Annotated in this window: 3 protein-coding genes; 2 read left to right on the top strand and 1 reads right to left on the bottom strand. The window is 60.8% G+C overall.

Annotation, left to right across the window (positions count from 1 at the left end; all coding sequences use genetic code 11):
* Nucleotides 1-213: 213 nt before the first annotated feature.
* Nucleotides 214-1695, top strand: coding sequence for a lactate utilization protein B (locus tag H5U08_RS09965; RefSeq protein WP_297032601.1), 1482 nt, complete (start codon nucleotides 214-216; stop codon nucleotides 1693-1695).
* A 110-nt stretch (nucleotides 1696-1805) separates the two neighbouring features.
* Nucleotides 1806-2462, top strand: coding sequence for an LUD domain-containing protein (locus H5U08_RS09960; RefSeq protein WP_297032599.1), 657 nt, complete (start codon nucleotides 1806-1808; stop codon nucleotides 2460-2462).
* Here the strand turns inward: H5U08_RS09960 and H5U08_RS09955 are convergent.
* Nucleotides 2441-4555 carry an alpha/beta hydrolase gene (locus H5U08_RS09955; RefSeq protein ID WP_297032602.1) on the bottom strand — a complete coding sequence of 705 codons (2115 nt, stop codon included), beginning with the start codon at nucleotides 4553-4555 and terminating at the stop codon, nucleotides 2441-2443. The genes H5U08_RS09960 and H5U08_RS09955 overlap by 22 nt on opposite strands.
* Nucleotides 4556-4988 lie beyond the last annotated feature (433 nt).

Raw genomic sequence — 4988 nt, 5'->3', positions numbered from 1 at the left:
TTCCGGAGCGGATGTTGTAACTTCCGTGGACATCAGTTGCCTGATGCACGTGGGCGGCATCATGCGCCGCAAACCAGAGATGCGGCACATCCGCGTCCTTCACATTGCCGAGATTTTAAACAGCCGGGAGTGATCGAGCGCTACAATAACTGGGGGGATCTTTGGGAAGTTCACTGTTTTGGAAAGTTTCCTCCATCCCGGAGTTTTGCACAGATGACGGTTGTCAACCAGCACCATGGAGTGTCGCTTCGCGGAGCCGCCTTCTGGAAGGCCGAGAACAAGGGCCTGGCTGAGCCGCGAGGTTCCAAAGCCCTCGGAGAATCGGCGGAACGATCCAGCAAACACAACCGGCAGGTCGCGCTGGCTATTCCTTACTGGGAGTCCTGGCGGGAGGCCGCACACCAGGTCAAACGTTACGCCATTCATCATCTTCCGGAACTTCTGGAGGAATTCGAGCGTAACATCACGGCCAGAGGTGTCACGGTCCTCTGGGCTCGCGATGCCGAAGAAGCCAATCGGCACCTGCTGAACATTGTCCGCGAACACAATGTGAAGACCGTGGTCAAATCGAAGTCCATGGTCAGCGAGGAAATGGAGGTCAACCATGTGCTGGCTTCGGTGGGCGTCAAGGCTTTGGAAACGGATCTGGGTGAGTTCCTCGTGCAACTGGCAGGCCAGCGGCCGACCCATATTGTGACGCCCGCCCTTCACCTTTCGGCCACCGATGTGGGGCGCCTCTTCGCCGAAAAGCTTGGCGAACCCTTCACCACCGAACATGAAAAACTCACCGATATTGCGCGGCGGCATCTTCGGCAGGAATACCTCCGCGCGGACATGGGGATTTCCGGATGCAATTTTGCCCTGGCCGATGTCGGGGCAATCTGCGTCATTGAGAACGAGGGGAACGCCGGTCTGTCAATGGCGGCCCCACCCGTGCATGTCGTGCTGATGGGAATCGAGAAAGTTATCCCCAGCATCGACTATCTGCCGCTGTTCCTCAATTTGCTTGCGCGGAGTGGCACCGGGCAGAAACTGACAACCTACACGCACGTGTTGCTCGGCCCATCACCCGGCCGGAAGATGTATGTCATCATCATCGACAACGGCCGCTCCAATGTGCTGGCGGACCCTGCCGCCCGCAGCAGCCTCTTTTGCATCCGTTGCGGGGCCTGCCTGAATACCTGCCCGGTTTACCGTCGCGTTGGTGGTTGGGCCTACGGTTGGGTGTATCCCGGTCCGATTGGGTCCATCCTCACGCCGCACCTTGTGGGATTTGAGGAGGCCGGAAAACTGCCCTTTGCCTCGTCCCTGTGTGGGGCGTGCGGAGAAGTCTGCCCCGTGAAAATCGATATTCCCCATCAACTGGTTCACCTGCGCCATCGGGCGGTGAACACGCGGTCTCCCGTCCGATCGCCGTTTGAACGGCTGATCTGGCGGGCCTGGGCCTGGGCGATGTCCCACCCGCTGCTGTACCGGCTGGCCATGGGATGCGTTCGGCTGGGGGTGCGTCTGGCCCGGTTTCTGCCGTTCCGGCCGGGACCTCTGGGCGCGTGGACCCGCGCCCGGGATTTGCCCACCGTTCCGCCCCGCAGTTTTCGCGCGTGGTGGCGGCGACACAAAGAGCGGTATCACCAGGCAGCAGCCAGTACGACGGTGACCGAGCCACGGCACTCCAGCGCTGTGACAAGCTCGTAGCGGGAACAAGTTCAAAGGATTTTCACATCAAGGTGTGGCGAGGTCTCTCTCGCATTCGGCAGGTCTGACACGTCGAAGCTGAAACAATCATCCGCGAGGACACAGGCACGATGGGCGCACGAGAAGTCATTCTGGATCGAATCCGAAAAAACCTCGGAAGTGTTACGGATGAGAATCCGCCACCCGTTCCCGAGGTCTGGCCGCGCACTCAGACCCCACCAGCGGATCTCGCTCGCCGCTTTGCCGAGGAATTGCGTGCCGTGCACGGCGAGCCGCTGCTCCACCGTGACTGGTCGAGTGTCCAGGAAGATTTTCAAATCCTTGTGGACAAGTCAGGCTGGCGCGAAGCCCTGGTGATGGATCGGCCCCTCGCGTGGCAACTCGCCAATAGTGCCACGGGGCTTCAACCCACCGCTATCCCAGACACTCCCGTGCCGCGCGATCTGGAACCCATTCCCGTCAGCATCCTGGAAGCCGAATGTCTCCTTGCCGACACCGGATCGGCCGTGGTTGTCTGTCGCAATCCTGGCGAGCGACTGGCCTGTTATCTTCCCCCCGCGTGTGTCATCGTGGCCACCGTGGATCGACTCTGCGAGCACTTACCGGCTGCCTGGGACCGGATCACGGGGGTGGCCCGTCAGCCCGAAAGTCGCGGGGAATGCGTGATCATCACGGGCCCCAGCCGCACCGCGGATATCGAAAAGATTCTCATCCTCGGAGTGCACGGCCCAAAGCGATTGGTGGTCTATCTCATCGGTGCTGAATAACCGGGAGTTGTTTCCTCGGAAAGTCGCAACAACGGGAACCGCCGGGGTGGTTCCGGGGGCGCAGCCGGTGGATCGACCGGAGGCAGGCGGACAGGGGCCGGTGTCGGCACCAGGTCCTCTCGTGCTTCTCGCGTTTGCATGAGCCGCTCTTCCCGACGCACTTCCTCCAGATGCTCCAGAAGAATCCGCTCCACTTCCAGAATGGCAAGGGGGTGGGTGTGGATCGTTGTGTGTTCCGCGGGAACGGCCAGCTCGGAATTCGCGCGGTCAGAATGGGCACTTTCCCAGGAGAGAACACCGTCCGTGGTGCCCGTCATACGGCCCCATAACCCGCCATCCAGAGAGACCCCCAAGATGTTGTGATGGAGGACCCAGGAGGCCCGGGGTGCATTGTTGAGCACCGGGAAAATGGGACACTCCGGCGACAGCGCGTCCACGCTGTCGGTGATTTTGAGAAGATTATCGGGAATGAGCAGGTCAGCGTTCTCCCGGAAAAATCGTTCCTGCGTTTGCAGCAACTGTTGCGGAACCCGGATCAGCTGAGCGGCGAGGCGCTGCGTCATCCCGTTGGAAAAGTGGGATCCCCAATGGGGAGTGGCCAGTGTTATGATGCGGCGAACGGAAGGGTTGGGATGGAAGAAGAATATCTCGCGCAGTTCGGTGAGGGTCTCCGGATCTGCGCGGACTTCGGAGAATGGGTGATCACTGACCAGCCGCCAGAACTCCTCGCCACTTTCAATCACCTGCATTTCGGCAATCAGCCCACCCATACTGTGACCGACGAGGATCATCTGGTCCAGCGCCGGCTGCACGTGCTGGGGATCGATCGTCTGCCGCAATTCGCGAAGTTCACGCCGGAACTGGGCAGCAGAAATCCAGAAGGGCTGTCCCGTGGAATACAAATAGAACCAGAACTGATAATTATGTCGGATTTCTGGGACACTGCGGAGATCATTGAACATCTGCATCCAGGTCATGGGACTGGACCACCAGCCGTGAATGAAAACGACCGGAATCTTCTGCGGTTCATAGGGCTGGACCATGTACAGTCCTGTCAGGGGCTTGTCCCGTCCTGGTTGCAGCGTGAGAAGCCTTTCCGGTCGAAGCAGCCCCACCGTCGCCAGCGACGGTCCGAAGGCGGGATTGGAGAGAAACGCCGCCAGCGGCGTTGTCAGATCGGCCTGCAACGGGACCTGTTTTCCATCCACGCTGACGTCACTGGTGGCCACCGGATCATACAACTCCAGCTGGGCCTCATAATGTTGCTCTCCTCCGGATGATTTTTGCGAGACAGCGAAATTGGGAAACTCCGGTCGCAGAAAGACGGTGACCGGGAAGCTCAGGTCAGGCGGATAATACCGGGCGGCAGGCGGCTCTCCGGAGTAACTCTTTCGCACCGCGATGAGTGGCACCCCCAGCCCGTAACTGACGTGATGATTCCGCAGGCCGATAATCCGATAATCCGACACGAATTCGAAATGGCCGAAATCTTCGGGCCGCCAGCGATCGTCACAGATGATGCATTTGAGCCTCCACACGGCATCGGCGGTGCGGACGTGGAACTCCGTTCCCGGCCGAAGCTGTTCCCCCTTGCAGACGATCCGCAGGGCGGATTCGAGAGCCGCGTTGTACAGGTCACAGGCGCCGCGAAAATGGGGGTCATACGGATTCCGCGTGGAATCAAAGCGGGGATCAAAAAGGTACTGATAAGCCCGCAGCACGGTGCCCCCATATAGATCGAGCGCCAACCGAGGCTCCGTCCGCTCCAGCCGACGCGCCAGAGCGAAACTGACCTCCGCATACGCGTACAATCCTTCCAGAGTGGGCTCACGGTCCACCACCGCCTGCACTTTCTCCAGCAACGTCCGCGGGGGATCGTCAAGCGAATTTTCCAGATCGTGCTGCCGGAGGAACTGGCGGGTCCGCTCTCCCAGCGGGACCGGTTGCGGCCGAAACCACCCCGGCCGGGCGATCAGTCCGTGTCGGGGGAGAAGGCCTCGTCGCTCGAAACGCCGCAGCGCGCAGCCCACCGAGGTCGCACACACCGCGACCAGCAGCACTGCCAGCAGCACTCGCACGCCACTCCGTTGCATCGGCACGGGGCCATCCATAAACGACAGGAAGATCCCTCTCGGCCGGGATACCCACCCAACCGCGCCGGATATACTCCCCCTGGTCCCGCCCGTCAATGGCGATTCGTCTTTCGGCAAGGGCAAGGCTTATCAATGCCCTTTCCCCGGGGACTGAAGTCCCGTGCCGCAAGCAGGGCTAAAGCCCCGTATTCCATGGGGTGCGGCGATTGATCGCCGCTTTTTGGTGAGGGCTTTAGCCTTCACAACCTTCCCGTTGGCCCAGACGGAACCTGAGTAACCGGTCGGGATGGAACCCGGCCCTCCAATCCGCGCAATGGAGGAACGCCTCCTACGGCGTCCGTCGGCCCGGGTGGCACCGGGCCCTCCAATAAACGCGGATTCCATCCCGGCCCTGGCACCGGTAGAGGCGATTCATGAATGGCCCCTACCCCAG

The sequence above is a fragment of the Thermogutta sp. genome, assembly GCF_014359955.1.
GTDB lineage: Bacteria > Planctomycetota > Planctomycetia > Pirellulales > Thermoguttaceae > Thermogutta.
This window is presented reverse-complemented; position numbering and strand designations above follow the sequence as displayed.

Excerpts from the sequence above, each read along its gene's own strand:
- H5U08_RS09965 (WP_297032601.1), top strand. The coding sequence starts at position 214 with ATGACGGTTGTCAACCAGCACCATGGAGTGTCGCTTCGCGGAGCCGCC.
- H5U08_RS09960 (WP_297032599.1), top strand. The coding sequence starts at position 1,806 with ATGGGCGCACGAGAAGTCATTCTGGATCGAATCCGAAAAAACCTCGGA.
- H5U08_RS09955 (WP_297032602.1), bottom strand. The coding sequence starts at position 4,555 with ATGCAACGGAGTGGCGTGCGAGTGCTGCTGGCAGTGCTGCTGGTCGCG.